General features: G+C 57.4%; 16 protein-coding genes. 6 read left to right on the top strand and 10 right to left on the bottom strand.

The annotated features are described in order from the left end of the window. Nucleotides 1–264 precede the first annotated feature (264 nt). The 7 genes from ASC96_RS04670 to ASC96_RS04640 all read right to left on the bottom strand — a co-directional run bounded on the left by ASC96_RS04670 (nt 265) and on the right by ASC96_RS04640 (nt 9,559). The gene (locus tag ASC96_RS04670) at nt 265–1,524 is read right to left on the bottom strand and encodes a M20 family metallopeptidase (protein WP_060501885.1); all 1,260 of its coding nucleotides are present in this window, start codon (nt 1,522–1,524) and stop codon (nt 265–267) included. A 38-nt stretch (nt 1,525–1,562) separates the two neighbouring features. Beyond that, nucleotides 1,563–3,197: an ABC transporter ATP-binding protein gene (locus ASC96_RS04665; protein ID WP_060501883.1), complete on the bottom strand. Its 1,635-nt coding sequence runs from the start codon at nt 3,195–3,197 to the stop codon at nt 1,563–1,565. Next, a complete protein-coding gene (locus ASC96_RS04660; RefSeq protein WP_082511942.1) occupies nt 3,197–4,039 on the bottom strand; it encodes an ABC transporter permease in 843 nt (280 codons plus the stop codon). The genes ASC96_RS04665 and ASC96_RS04660 overlap by 1 nt, the downstream gene beginning before the upstream one ends. Next, the gene (locus ASC96_RS04655) at nt 4,032–4,979 is read right to left on the bottom strand and encodes an ABC transporter permease (protein WP_060501881.1); all 948 of its coding nucleotides are present in this window, start codon (nt 4,977–4,979) and stop codon (nt 4,032–4,034) included. The genes ASC96_RS04660 and ASC96_RS04655 overlap by 8 nt, the downstream gene beginning before the upstream one ends. 17 nt (nt 4,980–4,996) lie before the next feature. Then, nucleotides 4,997–6,538, bottom strand: coding sequence for an ABC transporter substrate-binding protein (locus ASC96_RS04650; protein WP_060501879.1), 1,542 nt, complete (start codon nt 6,536–6,538; stop codon nt 4,997–4,999). Nucleotides 6,539–6,775: 237 nt separating this feature from the next. Further along, the gene (locus ASC96_RS04645; RefSeq protein WP_162246320.1) at nt 6,776–8,035 is read right to left on the bottom strand and encodes a M20 family metallopeptidase; all 1,260 of its coding nucleotides are present in this window, start codon (nt 8,033–8,035) and stop codon (nt 6,776–6,778) included. A 291-nt stretch (nt 8,036–8,326) separates the two neighbouring features. Further along, entirely contained in the window at nt 8,327–9,559 is a 1,233-nt protein-coding gene (locus tag ASC96_RS04640; RefSeq protein WP_060501876.1) for an MFS transporter, read from the bottom strand. Nucleotides 9,560–10,223: 664 nt separating this feature from the next. Here ASC96_RS04640 and panD point away from each other — a divergent pair. Further along, entirely contained in the window at nt 10,224–10,676 is a 453-nt protein-coding gene (panD, locus tag ASC96_RS04635) for an aspartate 1-decarboxylase (RefSeq protein WP_060501874.1), read from the top strand. Between the two features lie 8 nt (nt 10,677–10,684). Here panD and ASC96_RS32460 read toward each other — a convergent pair whose 3' ends face one another. The 3 genes from ASC96_RS32460 to ASC96_RS04625 are packed head-to-tail and all read right to left on the bottom strand — an operon-like array spanning nt 10,685 to nt 12,386. Continuing rightward, complete coding sequence (locus tag ASC96_RS32460) at nt 10,685–10,846, bottom strand: hypothetical protein (protein ID WP_156397381.1); 162 nt, start codon at nt 10,844–10,846, stop codon at nt 10,685–10,687. Between the two features lie 28 nt (nt 10,847–10,874). Further along, a complete protein-coding gene (locus ASC96_RS04630) occupies nt 10,875–11,663 on the bottom strand; it encodes a pyrroline-5-carboxylate reductase (RefSeq protein ID WP_060501871.1) in 789 nt (262 codons plus the stop codon). Nucleotides 11,664–11,666: 3 nt separating this feature from the next. Next, complete coding sequence (locus tag ASC96_RS04625; protein WP_060501870.1) at nt 11,667–12,386, bottom strand: GntR family transcriptional regulator; 720 nt, start codon at nt 12,384–12,386, stop codon at nt 11,667–11,669. 200 nt (nt 12,387–12,586) lie between these two features. Here ASC96_RS04625 and ASC96_RS04620 point away from each other — a divergent pair, with 200 nt between their 5' ends. The 5 genes from ASC96_RS04620 to dapA all read left to right on the top strand — a co-directional run bounded on the left by ASC96_RS04620 (nt 12,587) and on the right by dapA (nt 16,521). Next, on the top strand, nt 12,587–13,420 hold the full coding sequence (locus ASC96_RS04620) for a transporter substrate-binding domain-containing protein (RefSeq protein ID WP_060502054.1): 834 nt from the start codon (nt 12,587–12,589) through the stop codon (nt 13,418–13,420). 62 nt (nt 13,421–13,482) lie between these two features. Then, the gene (locus ASC96_RS04615) at nt 13,483–14,265 is read left to right on the top strand and encodes an amino acid ABC transporter ATP-binding protein (RefSeq protein ID WP_060501867.1); all 783 of its coding nucleotides are present in this window, start codon (nt 13,483–13,485) and stop codon (nt 14,263–14,265) included. Nucleotides 14,266–14,275: 10 nt separating this feature from the next. Next, nucleotides 14,276–14,938 carry an amino acid ABC transporter permease gene (locus ASC96_RS04610; protein WP_060501866.1) on the top strand — a complete coding sequence of 221 codons (663 nt, stop codon included), beginning with the start codon at nt 14,276–14,278 and terminating at the stop codon, nt 14,936–14,938. A gap of 9 nt (nt 14,939–14,947) precedes the next feature. Further along, on the top strand, nt 14,948–15,613 hold the full coding sequence (locus ASC96_RS04605) for an amino acid ABC transporter permease (RefSeq protein ID WP_060501864.1): 666 nt from the start codon (nt 14,948–14,950) through the stop codon (nt 15,611–15,613). Between the two features lie 29 nt (nt 15,614–15,642). Beyond that, nucleotides 15,643–16,521: a 4-hydroxy-tetrahydrodipicolinate synthase gene (dapA, locus tag ASC96_RS04600; protein WP_060501862.1), complete on the top strand. Its 879-nt coding sequence runs from the start codon at nt 15,643–15,645 to the stop codon at nt 16,519–16,521. Nucleotides 16,522–16,559: the final 38 nt, after the last annotated feature.

Here is a 16,559-nt window from a genome sequence, read left to right as displayed (position 1 = left end):
CGCAGCTCTCTCTGTGCTCGTGTTGTCGGGTGGTTGGTGCCGAACGCCGGAGTCGGCCTTGATAATCGGGTTTCCGATTTTGGGATGTGCGCCATCGGTCTGGTGGGTATACGCGAGCAGACTGATTGCTGCCCGCTGCTAAAGGCTGAGCGCTCTGATCGCAATCAAAACGAAGTGGCGGCTAGAAAGCCATCGCATTCTTACGTCTGTATGCAGAAGCGATCCCGGCCCAGCGGGCCGGGATACATCGATTCCACGACCAGATCAGACCTGGAGATTGCAGATTTCGAGCGCAGTGAGCACGAGAATCTTGCTGTGCGCTACCATGTCGTCGATGTCCATGAACTCGTCAGCAAAAGCGCTCTTGATCCCGTTGGGATGACCAGGGCCAAACAGAACGCAGGGAATGCCGGCCTTCCAAAGGTGGGACGTATCGTCACCGGAGTAGGAGCCCGGGTTGTGGACGCCGACCAGTTCAGGTGGCTCTCCCATCACTTGGGTGCGGTATTTCACCACCGTCTGGACGATGTACTCGTCGGCCGATATTTCAAAAGGCTCGTGGCCGCGGGTCAGGCTGGTCCGGAAGAACGGCGGTGGTGGCACCTCAACCACGTAGTCGATTTCCGGATCGAGTGCCTTCACCTTGTCGATTGCGCGGATGAAGTCTTCGCGGACCGTGTCGATCGTCTGACCAGGGAGGAAACGCACGTCGCACAAGACAGTGCAATAGTCCGACACGTAGTTTGGGCCCTTGAGATTGTAGTTATCTCCGCGACCGCCGATGATCGCACCGACGTGCACGGCCGGCACATCCGGCAGGTCGGCACGATATTCGTACGTGAACTCGATCGCATCGATGGCCGGGATGACCTTGAGCATCTTCTGAATGGCGTCGACACCATTCTTTTTGTACATGATATGCTCAGTCTTGCCTTTCACTGAAACTGCGAATTTCGCGACGCCGACGTTCATCGTCAGGACGTTCCAGGTGCCGAACGGCTCACAGCAAATCGCCATGTCGGTGCGGAACCCGGTTTTCAGCAGTTCCTGAGTGCCATAGCCGCCCTGAAGTTCGCCGCAGACCAAGGCGACAACGAGATCGCCCTTAAGCTTCACGCCGGATTTGCGAACCGCCTCTGCAGCATGAATGAAGCTCGCGTCTGGACCCTTCATGTTGATGACGCCGGCACCATAGAGACGGTTGCCGTCAACAAATGGCTCGAATGGATCGCGTGACCAGCCGAAGGTTGTTACCGGATCGATGTCCAGGTGCCCGTTGAACATCAGGCTCTTGCCTCCACCCGAGCCTTTGAGAGTTGCGATGACCTGTGCCAGGCCATGGTCGAGTTCTTGTAGCCATACCTCATAGCCGCGTTCCTCGAACCACTTTGCCATGGTACGCGCTAACTTGGCCTCATCGCCTTTCACGGTCGGGACGCGGATTAGCTCGCTAGCGAGGTCAACCAGCTCATCTCGGTCGATGTGCGCAAGCGCAGCCGTTGCAACGGCCGAATTATCGGACATGGTTCATGCCTTTCAATTTGAGTTTCTTAGGGGCGAGTTTAGGCAACCAGCTCGTCGCGACGCGGCATCTGATTGGCCATGCTGGCGTTGATCAGCTGGCTTACGTATGGATGATCGGGTTTTTCGAAGACCTCCTCGACATCACCAACTGCGACCAACTCACCCCGGTAGAGAACCGCGATCCTGTCAGCGATGTAGCGAACGACGCCAAGGTCATGCGTTACAAACAAGATCGAAAGTTCGTACCTGTCTCGTAGCTCCAGCAGGAGATTCAAGACAGATTTCTGAACCGATACGTCCAACGCAGACGTCGGTTCATCAAGGATGAATACCGACGGATTCTGTGCCAACGCCCGGGAAATGCTTACCCTCTGCCTTTCCCCGCCCGACAACTCGCGAGGCAGCCTGGACATATAATGGGCTGGCAATTTCACATCCTCGAGCAGCTTCGCCGCTCGATCCGCCCTTTCGTCGCGCGCAACGCCCGCCGAAGCAAGGGTGCGCTTCAGTGTCCAACCGATTGTTCTCGCGGGGTTCAGGGTGCTTGTCGGGTCTTGGAAGACCATCGCGACATCAGATGAGGCGGTTGAAGAGGGCCGAAGGTCAATTCGGCTGTCGAAGTCGGGGCGATGCAGACCCGCCACAACCCTGCTCAGAGTGGTTTTCCCGGAACCGCTCTCGCCGACGATCGCCAGAATCTCACCCTTGTGGAGGTCTAGATCAACGTGATCCAATGCCTTGAATATTTTGGGGCTGTCATTGTTGCTGCGGCGGGCGGGAAACGTGACGTTCAGTGATCGAATGCCAAGGACCGTTTCCTTCGGGGTAGGGGCCGCACCATCCTTCACGGTGGAAACCCTTCCACCTTTCGGTTCGGCGATCTTAGGAACGGCTTCCAGGAGCGCACGCGTATATTCGTGGGTCGGGTTCGCGAAAAGCTCGCGAGCCGACGCTTGCTCCACAACGCATCCTTTGAGCATCACCGCAACCCGGTCCGCATGCTTCGCCACCAGGCCCAGGTTATGGCTGATGAGCAGAATTGCGGTGCCGGTTTCTCGTCTCAGGTCGTCAATCAGGCTGAGGATTGCTGCTTCCGTCGTGACGTCGAGCCCCGTGGTCGGCTCATCCATGATGATGAGATCGGGTTTGCAAGACAGAGCCATGGCGATAACCACACGCTGCAGCTGGCCGCCCGAGAGCTGGTGAGGATAGCGACGGCCGATGTCTGCCGGATCAGGCATTCGCACCTGCTCAAACAACCGCACCGTCGCCTGGTGCGCTTGCGCCTTTGAGTGACCATGAACGGTCAGGGCCTCGGCGACTTGATCGCCGACGGTCATCAATGGGTTTAGGGCGGTCATCGGGCTTTGATAGACCATCGATATCCGACGGCCCCGAAGCTCGCGGCGTTTGCGACGGTCCAGCTTGGTGACGTCGGAGCCTGCTACCAGGACTTCACCGGACAGGATTTCGGCACTGGCGGGGAGATATCCCATTATCGCCAGTCCGGCGGTGGATTTTCCTGAGCCGGACTCCCCGACGATCCCCAGGCATTCCCCTGGTTCCAACGTCAGCGACAGACCCTCTATCGCAAGCCCGTTCGAGCCTCTGTAGCGAATACTCAGATTGCGAATTTCTACAGCTGGTTCCTTCGCGGCGCTATTGTACGACATCAGTTTGCGAACTCATCAAGTAGGATGTTTACAGAAAGAACAAGGATCACAATGGCTGCCGCGGGTCCCGCAACGACCCAAGGGGCGGTCGTAAGATTGGCGCTGCCCTCGCTGATCATCAGGCCCCAGTCAGGTGTAGGTGGCTGAACTCCGAGGCCCAGAAAACCGAGCGAGGCAAGGTTGAGGATCGTGTAGCTGAGACGTATCCCTGCCTCTACAGCCAATACAGGAAGCATGTTCGGGAGAAGTTCCAGGACCATGATGCCGACCGAGCTTTCACGTCGGACACGTGCCGCATCGACGTAGGCAAGATGCGCAACACGCATCGCGGCGGTCCTGGCCACCCGCGAAACCGGTGGGATGAACATCACGGTGATCGCGCCGACGAGCGTAGGCATGCTACTGCCGAAAGCGGCGAGGATCAGCAGTGCGATCAAGAGCGCTGGTACTGCTAGAATGACGTCCATCAAACGCATAAGCACTTGATCTACCGCACCGCCGTAGTAGCCGCATACAAGTCCTATCGCAGTGCCGAAGGTCATCGAGGCGACAGTACAAATCAGCGCCAGGCCCAAAGTGGCTCCGCCGCCGACACTTATGCGGGTGAGGATGTCTCGACCGAACTGGTCCGTTCCCAGCCAGTGCCTCCATGACGGACCCTGCAGAGCATCCATCGGATTGATCTGTGCCGCTCCGTATGGAGAGAGGAACGGACCCACGACAATTGCGATCACGACCACCAGCAGCGCAAGAATTGCGACGTATGCCGGGACGCTCATTTGCCGAGGAAGCTTGAAGCGACGGCTTGGTACCACGTCGAGGCTTGAAGTGTGATCAACCATTGAGTGATTTCCTAAGGCGCGGATCGAGTCCGATTATGACGAGGTCGGCGATCAAATTGCCGAGGCACACGATAAGCGCGACCACAAGGACTGCGGCCTGCAGGAGCGGTATGTCTCGGTTCTGAACGGAAAACACAATCAGTTCGCCCAACCCACGGTATGAGAACAGCGTCTCAACGACGGCCAGACTTCCGAACATCCATCCGAAGTTAAGTCCGATCGCGCTGATCGCCGGCGCGATCGCGTTTGGCAAAACGTGACGGAAAATCGTCTGTCTCTCGCCGGCTCCTTTGAGACGAGCCGTCCGGACAAAATCCTCACGCAGAGTCGAGACAACCCCGGATCGCATTAGCCTGCCGACCTGGGCGAGCGTGAGGAAGGTCAACGTAAGGATAGGAAGAACCAGAACCCGTGGCGTGTACAACGGCGAACCCCTGCTGATACTGGTCGGCGGCAACAGATGCAGGGTATCCGCAAACAGCAGGATCAGGAGAACGCCCCAGACGAACTCTGGAACGGATACCCCCAATAGTCCGACGCCCGTCATTGCATAATCGGGAAAACGATTACGATAGATGCCCGAGAGCGTCCCCAGAAGAATGGCTAGCGGAACGCTGACCAACATCGCGCCGAACGCGAGTATCGCGCTCTGCCATAAGCGTGCGAAGACCAACGGTCCGATCGGAGAATGGAAACTCAGTGAAGTTCCCAGGTCTCCGCTCAGAGCATGGCGCAGCCACATCAGGTAACGTTGCCAAAGGGGCAGATTCAGCCCCAATTGCTCACGAAGGACAGCCAAGTTGGCGTCATTCGCATAAACGTTGAGCTGCATCTGCGCCGCGTCGTTCGGCAGCGCAGACCCCGCGAGGTAGATCAGCAGTGATATCGTCAGCAGAGTGCCGACAAGCGACACCAGCCTACGAAGAGTGAATCTAAGCATTTTCCGGCCGCCGAGAATTACGACAAAGTGACGTATTTGAAGTCGTGGAACCCGCGCGGAAACGCATGGAAATTCTTCAGGCGATCGGACACGGCGACCACAAGAGGAATTTCATAAGGCACTAGAATGTACCCGCGATCGGCGATGATTTTCTGCAATGACGAGTAAATCTGCTTGCGCTTGTTTTCATCAAGCTCCGCCTTGCCTGCCAGGATGAGCTTATCGATCTCCGGATCGGAGAAGAAAGGTGCAGTGCTCTTTCCGCCATTGTAGGAACCGTTGGACTCATAGAATGGGGCAATAGAAGCGTCTGCTCCAGACTGCAGCGTCCAGTAGAACGTGACGAGTTCCTTCTGTCGATAGGCCTGTGTGCCGAGGTCGCCGTTCGTCCAGGTCACGATCTTCAGATTGATCCCGATCTGGCCAACCATCGCAGCAAAGGCAACAGCCATCTGTTGGAGGCCGTAGCGTTCGGCCGTTGTATAAATGTTCGCCTCGAAACCGGAAGGATAACCCGCCTCGGCGAGAAGAGTCTTCGCTTTCTCGATGTTCACTTCGGGCGGAACGACTGCCGCATCGAAATAGGGGCTCGAGGACAGAATGACATTGTCCGCAGATGGTTCTCCGAGCCCGGAGTAGGCAATCTGGGCGAGGGCCGGCCGGTCCATGACTAGCCTCATTGCTTCGCGGACCTGCGACTTGGCAAAGCGTTCATCCGACGTGTTGATATAAATGCTGTGGAAGCCCGCTCCCGGAGTTTTCAGGAGCGTTACATCCGTCTGTCCCTCCAGGGACGGAACTAGCTGCGGGGACACCTGATTGATCAGGTCTACCTCCCCGGCAGTCAACGACGAAACCTGCGCATTTCCCTGTGCGATGGTCTCCTGCCTGATCTCCGACAGACCGATTGCGCCGGGAGTGCGATAGTTCCTGTTTGCTTTGTAGACAATCCTTGCGCCAGGAACGAACTCGGCCATGACAAAGGGGCCTGTTCCATCGGGTTTCGTCGACAGGCTTTCTTTTGTCGATCCGTCCGGAATGATCGAGCCGTAGTTGCCCGCCAGGGCCGTCAGAAGGTCTGCGTAGGGGTACTTCAGTGTAAATACAACGGAATGCGGGTCGGACGCGGTCACCTTGGCGATTGCATCGAAGAAGCTCGTTCCGACGAGCGCTGTCTTGGGGTCAGTAAGCCGCGAGTAGGTGTATACCACGTCAGCGGAAGTTAGCGGTTTTCCGGAGTGGAATTTGGCGTCAGGCGTCAGCTTGAAGGTCCAGGTGAGCCCGTCTTCGCTGGCGCTCCACTCAGTGGCCAGAAGAGGCTTCGGGATGAAATCCGGTCCCATTTCTGTCAATGTTTCATACACCAGGCGAGTGAACTGGAATTCATCCAGCAGGTTCTGGGCTGCCGGGTCCAGGATTTGGGCTGATCCCGACCAGGCCATCCGAAGAACGCCGTCTTCCTGGGCTTCGGCATTGCGCCACGAGCCCTGGGACAAAAGCAGTGCCGCCCCCACGGCCGCGCCGGATTTCAATAGATTTCTTCGATTTGTCGAAAGCATCCCAGTCTCCTTTTTGGACCCCTGTTGTGTTGGCGGAAGTCTGACAGAGATCGGCGCTGACACCATGAACGAGAGCGACTGTTCAGTTGACCCAGAGTGACAAAACGACTCCGAGGATGCCGCTTAGAAGGAGTGTTCGAGAGTGCCAGCTCGGTGATAAATCAGCATACAAATATACCGATATGGGGCGCCGAGCTGGCGTTGTGGATAGCTACGAGACCGCCGCCATCTACGGGGTTATGCGTCGAGGTTGCAGACCTCGAGGGCGGTGAGCACGAGAATCTTGCTATGCGCCTCCATGTCGTCGATATCCATGAATTCGTCTGCGAAAGCACTCTTGATGCCGTTGGGATGACCAGGGCCGAACAGAACGCAAGGAATGCCGGCACGCCACAAGTGAGAGGTGTCATCGCCGGAATAGGAGCCAGGATTGTGGACGCCAACCAGTTCAGGTGGCTCTCCCATCACTTGGGAGCGGTACTTTACCACCGTTTGAACGATGTACTCATCAGGTGATATTTCGAAAGGCTCGTGGCCACGCGTCAGTCCGGTCCCGAAGTAAGCCGGCGGCGGCGCTTCGACAGTGTATTCTATCTCCGGATCGAGTGCCTTCGCCTTGTCGATTGCGCGGATGAAGTCTTGGCGCACAGTCTCAATGGTCTGGCCCGGCAGGAAGCGCACGTCGACCAGGACGGTGCAATAATCCGAGACGTAGTTCGGACCCTTCAGATTGTAGTTATCGCCGCGGCCGCCGATAATCGCGCCGACGTGGACAGCCGGCACATCCGGCAGGTCGGCTCGATACTCGTATGTGAACTCGATCGCGTCGATCGCCGGGATGACCTTGAGCATCTTCTGAATGGCATCGACGCCATTCTTTTTATACATGATGTGCTCGGTTTTGCCTTTGACTGAGACTGCGAATGTGGTGACGCCGACATTCATCGTCAGAACGTTCCACGTACCGAACGGTTCGCAGCAGATTGCCATGTCGGTGCGGTACCCGGTGTTCAGCAATTCTTCCATGCCGTAGCCGCCCTGAAGCTCGCCGCAAACCAGAGCGACGACGAGATCGCCCTTGAGCTTCACGCCGGACTTGCGGATAGCCTCGGCAGCATGGATGAAACTTGCGTCCGGACCCTTCATGTTAATGATGCCGGCACCATAAAGGCGATTTCCGTCTACGTGCGGTTCGAATGGATCACGTGACCAGCCAAAGGTTGTCACCGGATCGATGTCCAGGTGTCCGTTGAACATCAGGCTCTTGCCACCCCCGGTGCCCTTGAGGGTGGCGATGACTTGCGCGAGGCCGTGGTCCAGTTCATGGAGCCAAACGTCATAACCGCGTTCTTCAAACCATTTTGCCATCTTGTGGGCAAGCTTTGCCTCATCACCTTTCACGCTCGGAGTTCGAACAAGGTCGCATGCGAGATCGACGAGTTCGCCCCTGTTGACCTGTGCGAGCGCAGCCGTTGCATCGGCCGAAATATCCGTCATTTTCAAACCTTCCATTTTGATTGATCCGCTCGGCCAAACCGACTTTTGACATGAGGCGGGCATGAGTGTTGGGTCAGGATGTGAGTTGCGACGAGACGTTTCATCGCTTCAGCTGCGTCCAAACGGTTACAACCCGGATGTCACTGCGCCGTCTGTTTGGTATGCGGTGTTGCACCGTCGCAGATACGGCACGGATCGCCCATGTATGAGAGCGACGTTTCTCTGGTCTGAGAATGCCACAGGGTTGTCTGCGAAAAGGCTCAATCGATTTCAACGAGCATGAAAGGACGGTCAACAAGCAAGGCATTTGCGATTGGCCGGGCTCAACGGTTGCGCATCCGCTCTCAGAGCGAACTCCACCAGCAGTAGGGACGCGACACCAGCTATCGCTAGTGCGATAGCAAGTGCAGTTAGAGGCGATTGGCGGAGCATACCGATCACCAAAGCGTAAGCAACGGCCACGACGCCTGATCCAGACGAAACAATTGATGAACCCAGACCCGCAATGTTTCCAAGGGAGGCCATCGCCAAGGCTCCCATGTTGCCGAACAGCAGCCCTAGACAGAAGAACGCCACCAACAGAATAGAGAAGTACATCCACAGGGGTGGCGCGCCGTCGTAGAAAACGCTAGCGGCAAGGAGGAGAAGCGAAAACAGGGAGAATAGCGACAACGCAATCCGCGTGATGCTTTCCATACCAAAGCGCTCGACCAACATTCCGTTGATGAAGCAGGCGATACCGATCCCCAGCGCAAGCCCTGCAAAATATACCGGAAAGAGTTTCTCGATCCCATAGACCTCGAAGAACAGGTCGGCCGCTGTGCTGAGGTAGACCAGCTCGGCGCCGAAAATCAGGCCTATGGCAACCGTCATCGACATGACCCGACCGTTCTTGATTATTTTTCCGATGTTGACGAGCACAGTCCTAGGGTGACTGTCGACCTCCTGATTTGGCGGCAAGGTCTCAGGCTGGCGCAAGGCAGCCCATGCTCCGAGGGCGATTGCAGCTACGGCGTACATCACGAAGATGGCGCGCCAATTCCAGAATGACATCAAAAACTGGCCTACAGCCGGACCGAACATCGGAATGACCACCATCAACCCGAAGATCAAAGACATCACGCGTGCCATCTGATCGCCCGCAAACTGGTCTCGTATTGTGGCCCGGCATGCGATCTTGGGGCCGGACGCGCCAATTCCCTGAATAATACGCGCGAGGACAACTTCCTCAAGCGATGACGCGATCGCCCCCAACAATGTCCCCACAATGAAAATGCCCAAGCCAATCAACATCGCCTTCCTTCGGCCGAGCCGATCTGCAACGGGACCGAACAAAAGCTCGCCGAAGATCATGCCGACGACAAACAGCGAAACGATATGTGGGGGAGAAAAATAGGTTCCGGAGCCCAGGTCTGTCTCGATCGACCTCAAGGCTGGCAGGACAGTGTCGATGCTGATCGCACTAAGCGAAGTCAGTGCCGTGTAGAGCGCAATTCGTTCACCGGAGCTGCTGAGATTTGGCATGCATACCTACCGCTTGTATCGTAAAGGGCCAGACTTGGCCTGGCTTGAAGGTGTTGCTTATCTCGTGGCCTCATCGCCCGAGTTGTAGGGGTTGGCGCAATCAGGCCGGACTTCTGGCGCTTGCGATCAACTCCGCTGATTTCAGCACCTCGGATCAAGGAAGGCTGCAATCCAGTGGCCGCGCAATTCGTCATCTGCCGAAAGGTTGACGCGGCTGAGCGCCGTCCGGGACGGGTGTCTCGACACATATCTGGCATTGACGCTGCGTCGCCGGCCGAACGATCAGATGCGACTGCATGAACTGTCGACTATGGCAGCCGCTTCGCGCGTTCCAATGGTCGTCACCAATGATGTGTTGTTTCATATTCCGGAGCGGTGCATCCTGCAGGACCGGCACCCGACCCGCTGGGATTGCCCAAGGGGCCGCGGTCGAGGAGTAACGTGGATCCTTATCTGCATCTCGATGCGATCAAGGTGAAGACGCGGGATTTCAGTGTGGCACGGCGATTGCGTGCTGTGAGCCGGCCGCCCGGAATCAACAGAAAGGCGACGGCATGATATGCGCTCGTTCATAGGGAACTCTACTTACGCCTGACTATTTGGCCTTCCGATGGAGTGAGCTTTCCTCTAATAAAGCGCCGACGAAAGTGACGGTGAGGAAATTATGAGAAAGCTGGTCGCAGGCAAACTGCATGGCATTTACGTGACTGAGGCAAATCTCAATTATCATGGATCAATCACGCTCGACCCTGATCACTGCGAGGAAGCCGGCATCCTGCCCATGGAGTTTGTGGAGATTTGGAACAAGAATTCCGGCGCCCGGATCTCCACTTACGTCATCCTTGGGCAACGCGGCTCGAGATGCTGCATTCTCAACGGAGCCGCAGCGCGCACCTGTCAGCCCGGCGATCAGATCATCATTTGCAACTCGGTTTATCTCGACGAAAGCCGAATTACTTTATTGAAACCGAAAGTGCTAACGTTCGACGAAAGCAATCATGTACGCGACCGCCTGAGCTACTCAGTCAATGTCGATCCTGAGGGGAGATACACGTTCAGCATCCTCGACGAGGCAAGCACCGTTTTGCCCGTACCGCTGATGGTGTCTGGTGCGTAGCAAGCTCGCTACAGGCGCAAGCCGCGGGCGCTTTCAACAAGCGACTGCGTCCTTTCGATCGAAGCGTCGCTGCACTGCGACGTGATCAGGGTGAAAATGCGGGATTCCAGATAAGGACGACGCGTGGCCGCCGGTTCGCATCCCTTCAAGGCGTAGGTGATCAGCGACACTACCCCGGCGGCTCCTTGTCGCAGCCGGTTAGCGGGGCTTGGCCCTTTCGATTCGAGCCAGGACAGAGTCCAACGCGGACCAGAGCGCGTCGCGGCCGCCGGAACCGCCGAACTGCGAAAGGACCTGCTCGTTCAGTCCGCCCTTTGTCGCGAACTCCCTGCTCAGAGCTTCGAACGACACTATGTCAGGCTGGTCTGCCCGCAGGGCGAGACCGTGAAATAGTGGTGCAAGGAAGGTCTGTCCTTTCGCCCTTTCCAGGCCGTTCTTTTCCAACCAGTCAACTGCGATTTCCATGAATCCGAAGTAGGTCGACATCAGTGCGCTTGCTGCAGCAAGGAGATCGTATTCCTTGACGGAATTGCACTGGATGGCACGGCCAAGCGTGTCGAACAATTCCGCTGCCGCCTCGTCGGGAGGATAGAGCGCCGTGACGCCTTGCCGGTCCGCCACGAAGGGTAACGGTATGGCCTGTACGAGATGGACGTCAGCGCCGATCCATTGAAGGAGACTTTGGCGTTCTGTCGCCGCAACGACGCTAATGACTGATTGACCACTCCTGAAAGTGAGCCCCGTCAACACCTCCTCTGCGATTTGAGGGCGTATGGCAAGAATTGCGACATCGGTTCGATCGATTACAGCCTGGTTATCGCTCGCAATCTGGACGGCGTTGAATTCAACCGCGAGCCTTGTCGCGATGTCGGCGTTGCGAGGTGAGACAAAAATTTCCGACACATAGGCCGGCTCGGCCAAGATACCTCTGACCATCGCCTCGGTGATTGCTCCGGTTCCAACGAATCCGATGCTTTTCATTGTCATGATCTACTCCGCCGCGCGCAATGGGCCAAGCGCTACGTCGGTCGTATAATTCTCGCGCATGAAGTTGATGAAGTTATCCTGGAACTGGCGGGTGTGGGCATGTGCGAGTTCGTCGGCAAGATCCACATTCCGGTCGCGGATTGCGTCCAGCATTTGACTATGCTCGTCTGTCAGAAGGTAGCCCTCGTGGGTCCGCTCCAGGTACTCGAAATGCAGGTGCAGCATGCGTTGCCCCTGGGAGAGCAGCTTGTCGTAAAACGAGGCCAGATACTGGTTCTTGCCAGCGTAGGCGATCGCCATATGGAAATCCTTGTTGGCCTCCGACATCGCCAGATGATTGCCTGTCTTGACCGCGGCTGCGAATGCCTTGTCACGCTTTGCAATTACCTTGAGGTCCGCGTCGGTTCTAAGGGCCGCCGCCAGCCGCGTATTCATGCGCTGGGCGATATCGAGGGCCTCGACATATTTTGGAAACGTCGCAACCTCGATCGGTGCGACGATTGTGCTTCGGTTCGACAGCGTGACGACCAGTTCGTCTGCCCCGAGCCGGATCAGCGCCTCGCGAACAGGTGACCGCGACATGTCGAACCGCGCTGCCAACGTCGTCTCGTCCAGCAGTTGGCCAGGGGGAAGGGCCAGCGCAAGAATCTCGTTGCGAAGCGTGTCGTATACGCTTTTCCAACCGGTACCCCGGACCCGTTTCACTTCAGACTCGTCAGACACTTAAGTCCCTTTCCTTCGCAGTTGGGCCATTGGGCCAGAAATTCCCAGCTCGGGCAATGTAATTTTTCCGCTTGACTTTGTCGACACGCTGTTGACACATATTGCTCAGTCGACACCAAGCCGACACGAAAAGCAAAAGAAACGGCTGAAGCCGACGAGTGGAACCCGCGCGCTTTGCGCACAGCAAAAGAGGAATGCCGATGCTTTCGAAGTTGATAACGTCCGCCTTGCGGGCGACGCCCGCGCTCGCTCTGATGGTAAGTCTTTCAGGAACTACAGCTCTCGCCCAGACGGCCGAAGGTTATTGGCAGGGCGTTCAGAAAGCTGGAGTTCTCAAATGTGGTGCCGCTGTCGCTCCTCCCTACGTCATGCGTGATCCGGCAACCGGCGAGTATTCCGGCTTCTTCGCCGACCTGTGCAAGGAGTTCGCGGACGCGCTGAAGGTCAAGCCGGAATTTGTCGATACGACTTGGGACAACATCGTTGCCGGTCTTCAGGCCGGCAAATGGAATGTCTCGCTTGCGCTGAACCGCACGCCGGCGCGTGCCATGGCCGTACAATTCTCCGTCCCGGCGATGGAGTACCAGATCTCGCTCGCCTACAATAAAGACAACCCGAAGATCCCTGCCGGCGCTGCCACCGTCGCCGACATCGACAAGGAAGGCGTGACGCTTGCCGTCATGTCGGGAACGGCACAGGACAAGGCAATTTCAGCGGCGGTGAAGACCGCGACCATCATGCGCCTGCCCGGCAATGATGAAACGCGCCTGGCGGTAACGTCGAAGCGAGCCGACATCCTGGTCGATGCCTCCGACACCAACCAGCTCTTCACCCAGTCCAATCCTGACTGGGCGGTTGCCATGAACCCGACGCCGGCGCTCGCCAAGCAGGGTGTCGCCTTTGGCTTGCCGCACGATCTGTCGGCAGCAGACGTCGATGTCGTGAACATTTTCCTGGAAGAGAAAGTCGCCACCGGCCACGTCGAGGAGCTGATCCACAAGGCTGTCGACGAAGTCCTCGCTGGAGCAAAGTAAGTTGCGGGCGTCGGCGTTCGTCGCCGGCGCTTCCTTTTTCTCTTTGAAAACCGAGATCGGCCATGACCATGTCTTTCAGCCTTCCCCTCGTCAAAATGCAGGCGCTTCACAAAAGCTACGGCGACGGTGCTGTCCAGGTTCTCAAGGGCATCGACATCGAAATGAAACCGGGGGAGCGTGTCGTTGTCATAGGCCCGAGCGGCGGCGGCAAAAGCACATTGCTCAGGGTGATGATGGGCCTTGAGAAAATCGACAGCGGATCAATCAGCTTCGATGGCAAGCCCTACATTTCTTCGGAGGCAGCTGACAGGAAGACGTCAATCGACACGGACGTCCGCCGCTCGATCGGGATGGTGTTTCAGCATTATACCCTTTTCCCGCATCTGAACGTCGTCCAGAATCTCGTTCTCGCCCCTTGCAAGGTTCGCGGGGAGCCCAGGGCAAAGGCCGAGGCGCGTGCGCAGTCCTTGCTCGACCGGTTCGGCCTCGGCGCCAAGGCCATGGCTTATCCCGCACAACTCTCCGGCGGGCAGAAGCAGCGCGTCGCCATTGCCCGTGCGCTGATGCTCGATCCTAAGCTCATGCTGTTTGATGAGGTAACGTCGGCTCTCGACCCGGAACTCGTCAGCGAGGTCGAGCAGGTCATCCTGCAACTCGCCGCCCAGAACATGCCAATGATGATCGTGACCCATGACATGTGGTTTGCCAGGAATATTGCATCGCGCGTGATCTTCTGTGCCGGCGGGGTTGTTGTCGAGGACGGACCGCCGGAACAGGTGCTTGGCGCTCCGAAGGAGGAGCGCACGAAGGAATTCATCGACCGCGTCTTTCATATCAAGCAGTAGGAGGCGACCGATGGACTATACGTTCGATTTCAATTCCGTGTCGTTTGCCCCACTCCTTAAAGGGCTGTGGGTGTCGCTGGAGCTGACGGCGGCGGCCAATCTGATCGGGATCGTCCTCGGTTTCGGTCTCGCGCTTCTGATCATGAGTCCGCTCCGGATCGTTCAGCTGCCCTTCATGCTTTTCGTCGAATTCTTTCGTTGCACCCCGGCCATCGTTCAGATCGTCTGGATCTTCTATTGCGTGCCGATGCTGTTCGATGTTTTTCTCGATCCGATAACAATGGGCATATTGGCACTCGGCCTCAATCTCATGGCGTTCAACGCCGAGGCGTACCGGGCCTCGATCCAGGCGGTCCCCCGCGAACAGCTCGATGCGGGCATAGCGCTCGGTCTCAATCCCTTGCAGCGGATCGTGCATATTGTATTTCCGACGGCATTCCGCGCTTCCGTGCCTGTCCTTCTGACGAACGGCATCGTGATCTTCCAGCAGAGCGCGCTGGTCGCCATCGTTGCGATCCAGGACCTCATGTACCAGGGAAAATACCTGGCGACCGAAACATACCGACCCATCGAGACATTCACCGTGGTCGCCCTGATCTACTTCGCAGTATCTTTTCCAGTCACCCAAATCGTCGGTCTGCTTGAGCGCCGCCGCCAGCAACTCGTTAGCTAGGAGGCCACCATGACACTCGATTTTTCGATACTTTTCCGCTTCGAACATGCGCTTTTGCTCGGGCTCTGGACGACACTGAAGCTGACGGCGATCTGCATCGTGCTGGGCTGCTCGCTCGGTTTCCTGGTCGGCCTTGCTCGAACGTCTGGAAACATCGGTCTCCGTGCCATATCCGGCATCTACGTCGAATTCTTCCGTGGCACGCCCGTGCTCATCCAGCTTTTCTGGATTTTCTTCTGCCTGCCGCTTGTCCTCGGCGTAGAGCTCTCGAACCTTACGTCAGGCATCATTGCACTGGCATTGTATATGGGCGCGATCACAAGCGAGACGTTCCGTGCGAGCCTCAAGGCGATCGGCCCGGAACAATTTGACGCCTGCGTTGCACTCGGCCTGCCGCAGAACACGCAGGTGCTCAACGTCATCCTGCCCCAGGCTGTGCTGCGTGCGGTCCCCACGCTGCTTTCCAATTGTGTCAGCCTGTTCAAGGAGAGTGCCCTCGTTTCAGCCGTCGGCATGGCTGACCTGATGTTCGTCGGTCAGAATATTTCGAGCAGTACGGCACGTCCCGTCGAAGTCCTGACGGTCGTCGCCTTGATTTATTTCGTCATCGCTTTTCCTTTGACCCGCGCGGTCTCGGTCATCGAGAGCCGGATCCTCAGGAAACTCGCAATCTAATCGCAATCGATTCAATACAGGAGACTTCCATGAAACTGTCCGGCGTCATGCCCGCGCTCATCACTCCGTTCGACGCGAACGGCAAGGTCGATTTCAAAGCCTTCGAAAAGCACCTGACCTCCCTGCGCGCCGCCGGCGTCACTGGCTGGGTGCCGATGGGTTCGACGGGGGAATACTCCGCGCTTTCGAACGTCGAGCGCGACGAGGTCCTCAAATTCGTCAAGGGCTTCGCCAATGAAGGCGAGGCCCTGATCGCCGGCACCAATGCGCCGGCAACACGTGAGGTCATCGAGAACACGTTGCGCGCCAAGGAGATTGGATACGACACCGTCCTTTTGGCTACCCCCTTCTACACGCGTCCGACGCAGGAGGAGTTGCTTGCCCACTTCCGCACGGTGCTCGACGAGACCGACGTCAATCTTGTTCTCTACAGTTATCCCTACAAGGACGGCGTCGAGATCGGCTTCGACATCCTCGACGCGCTCGCCGATGATCCGCGTGTGCTTGGCATCAAGGAGAGTTCGGGGTCGCTTCAGCGCGCGATCGACATTCACGCCCGCTACAAGGGCCGCATCGATCTTATCTCCGGGTCCGACGATATCGCGCTCGATTTCATGTTCTGGGGTGCTAACGCATGGATTTGCGGCCCGGCGAACTGCATGGCGAAGGCATGTGTCGATCTCGACAGGACCTTCCGCTCGGGCGATCTGGAAAAGGCGCGCGACAAGATGGTCGTGCTCTATCGCGCGATGAACATCCTCGAGAGTGGCAAGTTCGTGCAAAAGGTCAAGTATGGCTGCGAGCTTCAAGGCCTGCCGGTCGGAAACTGCCGTGCCCCGCTCGGCGAACTGTCCGCCGACGAAAAGGCCGAGTTCAAGACGGCCATGCAACCCATTCTCAACTGGTAGAACTCGGGGCGGCGCCTGTCGCCCTTTCCCCATTTTTT

The sequence above is a fragment of the Rhizobium sp. Root1204 genome (assembly GCF_001424965.1).
In the GTDB taxonomy this organism is placed as follows: domain Bacteria; phylum Pseudomonadota; class Alphaproteobacteria; order Rhizobiales; family Rhizobiaceae; genus Pararhizobium.
This window is presented reverse-complemented; position numbering and strand designations above follow the sequence as displayed.